Raw genomic sequence first — 4,676 nt, 5'->3', positions numbered from 1 at the left:
CTGCGACTAGGCAGCAAGCTGCCAAGTCTCGCTGCCCTCCCCTGAAGGGGAGGGATTGAAATTGGGGAGATCGCACTAAAGTCCCCCATAGCGGCGCTCGCGCCGCGCAAAATGGTCGAGCGCCGCCTGCAGGTCGGCGGGCTTGAAATCGGGCCACAGCGTATCGGTGAAATACAGCTCGGCATAGGCCGATTGCCAGAGCAGGAAGTTCGACAACCGCACTTCGCCCGAGGTGCGGATGAGCAGGTCGAGCGGCGGCAGGTCGGCGGTGTCGAGATGCGCCTCGATCGCCTCGGCGGTGATCGCTCCCGCCGCAGCAGCCGCGGCGGCCGCGCGCACCAGTTCGTCCTGCGCGCCATAGTTGAGCGCAACCGCCAGCGTCGTGCGGCTGTTGCCCGCGGTGCGACTCAGTGCCTTTTCGATCAGCTCGACGACGTCGGGCGCGAGCGCGCGCCAGTTGCCGATGATCTTGAGCTTCACGTCGTTCGCGGCAAATTCGTCGAGGTCGGAGAGGATGAAGCGCTTCATCAGCCCCATCAGGTCGCTGACTTCTTCCTCTGGCCGCTTCCAGTTCTCCGACGAAAAGGCATAGAGCGTCAGCGCTTCCAGCCCCATTTCCGCCGCGGCGCGAACGATCGTGCGCACCGCCTCGACCCCGGCCTTGTGCCCGGCGACGCGCGGCAGAAAGCGCTTCTTGGCCCAGCGGCCGTTGCCGTCCATGATGATGGCGACATGGCGCGCGCCGTGGTGTGTTTCGGACACTGGAGAAACCTAAAACTCCGTTCGCCCTGAGCTTGTCGAAGGGCCGTTCTTTCTTCCAGGGAAAAAGGACGGGGCTTCGACAGGCTCAGCCCGAACGGCTGACAGGGAAGCGCGGAAACGCACTAGCCCAAAATTTCCTTTTCCTTCGCCGCCGCCGCCGCGTCGATGTCGGCGATGGTGCTGTCGGTCAGCTTCTGGACCTCGGTCTCCGAACGCTTGCGCTCGTCCTCGCTGATTTCCTTCTTATTCTCGTCGGCCTTGAGATTATCCATGCCGTCGCGGCGGACGTTGCGGACCGCGACGCGCGCCTTCTCCGCATACTGCCCCGCGAGCTTCGACAATTCCTTGCGGCGCTCCTGCGTCATTTCGGGGATCGGCAGGCGCAAAAGCTGGCCGTCGACGATCGGGTTGAGGCCGAGGCCCGCCGAGCGGATCGCCTTGTCGACCGGGCCGACGTTCGACTTGTCCCACACCTGCACCGCGAGCATCCGCGGTTCGGGAACGCTGACCGAGGCAACCTGGTTCAGCGGCATATGGCTGCCATAGACCTCGACCGTCACCGGATCGAGCAGCGCGCTGTTCGCGCGGCCGGTGCGCAGGCCCGCAAGATCGTGCTTCAGCGATTCGACCGCGCCGTGCATCCGGCGTTCGAGGTCGGCCTTGTCATATTTCGCCATCTGTCTTTCCTCTCTTGATCTCAGTTCGCCGCTTCGACGACGGTGGCAACGCCCTCGCCCGCCAGCACGCGCGCCAGATTGCCGGCCTCGCGGATGTTGAACACGACGATCGGGATATTATTGTCGCGGCAGAGCGCCACCGCGCTCGCGTCCATGACCTTGAGATTGTCGGCGAGCACGCGGTCATAGCTCAGGCTGTCATAGCGGACCGCGTTCGCATCCTTCTTGGGATCGGCATTATAGACGCCGTCGACGCTGGTGCCCTTGAGGAGCGCGTCGCACTTCATCTCGGCGGCGCGGAGCGCGGCGCCGCTGTCGGTGGTAAAGTAAGGCGCGCCGACGCCCGCGGCGAAGATCACGACGCGCCCTTTTTCCAGGTGACGTTCGGCGCGGCGGCGGATCACCGGCTCGCACACCTTGTCCATCTCGATCGCCGACTGGACGCGCGTCTGGACGCCGAGCTGTTCGAGCGCATTCTGCATCGCGAGCGCGTTCATCACCGTCGCGAGCATCCCCATATAATCGGCCTGCGCGCGGTCCATGCCCTTGGCGGCGCCCGCCATGCCGCGGAAGATGTTGCCGCCGCCGATGACGAGGCAGATTTCGAGCCCGCGATCCTTCGCTTCCTTGACCTCGGCGGCCATGCTCGCGACCGTTTCGGGATCGATGCCAAAGGGGGTGGAGCCCATCAACGCCTCGCCCGACAGCTTGAGCAATATGCGTTTCATGCCGGGCAATGCCATGTCGGGGGGAACCTCTTGCAAACTCTATAAATGCGAATGGCGCGCACCCTAGTGAAGGCGCGCGCCATTGCCAAGCGGACTGCCATGCTTCCCTTTACTTCGTCATGCTGAACTTGTTTCAGCATCCATGGCCCGGCTTTCGCCTTCCGGGCCTGCGGAGACCGGGAAGACCGGCCATGGACCCTGAAACAAGTTCAGGGTGACGATGAAACGGAGGGCAGTCCCTATTTCAGATCAGACGCCGGCGGCCGCCGCGACTTCCGCCGCGAAGTCGCTTTCTTCCTTCTCGATGCCTTCGCCGAGCTGGAAGCGGACGAAGCCCTTGAGCGTGATCGCGGCGCCGACATCCTTGCCGGCCGCGGCGACGACTTCGGCGACCGGGGTCTTGCCGTCCATCACGAAGAGCTGCGACAGCAGCGCGTTTTCCTTGCGGAACTTGGCGATCGAGCCATCGACCATCTTGGCGACGATCTCGGCGGGCTTGCCCGACTGCGCCGCCTTTTCCTCGGCGATCGCGCGTTCGCGAGCGACGAGGTCGGCGTCGAGGTCGTCGCCGTTCAGCGCCAGCGGGTTCGCGGCGGCGACGTGCATCGCCAGCTGCTTGCCGAGCGGTTCGAGCACATCGGCGCCCGCGGTCGATTCGAGCGCGACGAGCACGCCGATCTTGCCCATGCCGGGCGCGGCGGCGTTGTGGACATAGCCGGTGACGACGCCCGAGCCGACCGACAGGATCGCGGCGCGGCGCAGCGACTGGTTCTCGCCGATCGTCGCGATGTTGCTCGTCAGCTTTTCGGCGACGGTGCCGCCGGTCGGATAGGTCGCAGCGGCGAGCGCGTCGATGTCGGTGATATTGTTCGCGAGCGCGACCTGCGTCACGTCGCGGACGAAGTCCTGAAACTGCTCGTTCTTGCCGACGAAATCGGTTTCGCTGTTCACTTCGACGAGCGCGCCCTTGGCGCCGTCGGTGGCGAAACCGACGAGACCTTCGGCGGCGACGCGGCCGGCCTTCTTGGCGGCGGCGGCGAGGCCCTTGGTGCGCAGCCAGTCGATCGACGCCTCGATGTCGCCGCCGTTTTCAGCGAGCGCCTTCTTGCAGTCCATCATGCCGGCGCCGGTGCGGTCGCGCAGTTCCTTGACGAGGGCGGCCGTGATCTCAGCCATGGGATATTCCTTTCCAAAGGGGCGGGCGCGTTCGGGCCCGCGGGACGCCCGCGCGCATGGCGGGGCGATAAGTCAAACGGATGACAGGGACGGCGCAGGTCTTGCCGCGCCGTCCCGTCATGCACGAGCGCGCTCAGGCGTCGCTCTGGCGTTCGGTTTCGGCAGCCGCTTCGGCGGGAACCTGTTCGTCTTCGTTCGGAGCGGCTTCGACCAGCGCCGGCTCGGCGACGGGCTCGACCGCCGCGCCCAGATCCTCGCCGCGATCGGCGCGGGCCTGCTGGCCGCCGCGGGTCGCCGCCTGGGCCACCGCGTCGCAGTAAAGGCGAATGGCGCGCGCGGCGTCATCGTTCGCCGGAACCGGGAAGGCGATGCCGTCGGGCGAGACATTCGAATCGAGGATCGCGACGACGGGGATGCCGAGGACGTTGGCTTCCTTGATCGCCAGCTCTTCCTTGTTCGCGTCGATCACGAACATCACGTCGGGAATGCCGCCCATGTCGCGGATGCCGCCGAGGCTGAGCTCCAGCTTGTCGCGCTCGCGGGTCTTGTTGAGCACTTCCTTCTTGGTGAGGCCCGAGGTGTCGCCCGAAAGCTGCTCTTCGAGCGTCTTGAGGCGCTTGATCGAGTTCGAGATCGTCTTCCAGTTGGTGAGCATCCCGCCCAGCCAGCGATGGTTGACGAAATGCTGGCCCGAGGCGCGGGCCGCGTCGGCGATCGGACCCTGCGCCTGGCGCTTCGTCCCGACGAACAGCACCTTGCCGCCGGCAGCCGAGGTCGACGAGATGAAGTCGAGCGCGCGCGCGAAAAGCGGCACGGTCTGCGACAGGTCGAGGATGTGGATGCCGTTGCGCGCGCCGAAGATATACGGCTTCATGCGCGGGTTCCAGCGGTGGGTCTGGTGGCCGAAGTGGGCGCCAGCCTCGATAAGATTCTGCATCGTGACGACAGGGGCCGCCATAGTCTTTCTCCTTCCGGTTAGTCCTCTGAAAGGCAAGAACCGGGCTATCCGCTGGGGATGGACCCGGCACCGGTATGTGCGCCTTCCATGTGGAATGGGCGGCCCGTTAGCGGGGCTGGCGCGGAAAAGCAAGGGGAGAAGGACAAACGGTGGCGGCGGGATGCGCAGCGGGAGAGGAAATGACTGGTTCCATCGGAAGCGGAGCTATCCTCCATCGTCATCCCGGACTTGATCCGGGATCCATTCAACCGGCGCTGAGAGAATGGATCCCGGATCAAGTCCGGGATGACGAGAATCTGAAAATCGCGCTCAGCATCTCTTATCTTCGTCATTCCCGCGAAAGCGGGAACCCAGAGCGTGCGTCGGCTGACCCCA

At 65.3% G+C, this 4,676-nt stretch carries 6 protein-coding genes; 1 reads left to right on the top strand and 5 read right to left on the bottom strand.

Going from position 1 to position 4,676, the window contains the following annotated elements:
• Window positions 1–75: 75 nt before the first annotated feature.
• The 5 genes from uppS to rpsB all read right to left on the bottom strand — a co-directional run bounded on the left by uppS (window position 76) and on the right by rpsB (window position 4,301).
• Complete coding sequence (gene uppS, locus OJI97_RS14680; RefSeq protein WP_297664669.1) at window positions 76–762, bottom strand: polyprenyl diphosphate synthase; 687 nt, start codon at window positions 760–762, stop codon at window positions 76–78.
• 122 nt (window positions 763–884) lie between these two features.
• Complete coding sequence (gene frr / locus OJI97_RS14675; protein WP_297664667.1) at window positions 885–1,439, bottom strand: ribosome recycling factor; 555 nt, start codon at window positions 1,437–1,439, stop codon at window positions 885–887.
• Window positions 1,440–1,459: 20 nt separating this feature from the next.
• Window positions 1,460–2,182: a UMP kinase gene (pyrH, locus tag OJI97_RS14670; protein ID WP_297664665.1), complete on the bottom strand. Its 723-nt coding sequence runs from the start codon at window positions 2,180–2,182 to the stop codon at window positions 1,460–1,462.
• Between the two features lie 234 nt (window positions 2,183–2,416).
• On the bottom strand, window positions 2,417–3,343 hold the full coding sequence (gene tsf / locus OJI97_RS14665; RefSeq protein ID WP_297664663.1) for a translation elongation factor Ts: 927 nt from the start codon (window positions 3,341–3,343) through the stop codon (window positions 2,417–2,419).
• Window positions 3,344–3,476: 133 nt separating this feature from the next.
• Entirely contained in the window at window positions 3,477–4,301 is an 825-nt protein-coding gene (gene rpsB / locus OJI97_RS14660) for a 30S ribosomal protein S2 (RefSeq protein ID WP_297664661.1), read from the bottom strand.
• Window positions 4,302–4,480: 179 nt separating this feature from the next.
• Here rpsB and OJI97_RS14655 point away from each other — a divergent pair.
• Window positions 4,481–4,676: hypothetical protein (locus OJI97_RS14655; RefSeq protein WP_297664659.1), on the top strand; the 196-nt coding region annotated here is incomplete at its 3' end.

The organism is Sphingopyxis sp., assembly GCF_025869345.1.
Lineage (GTDB): Bacteria > Pseudomonadota > Alphaproteobacteria > Sphingomonadales > Sphingomonadaceae > Sphingopyxis.
Note: the sequence above shows the minus strand (reverse complement) of the source record. Positions and strands in the feature narration are given on the sequence as shown.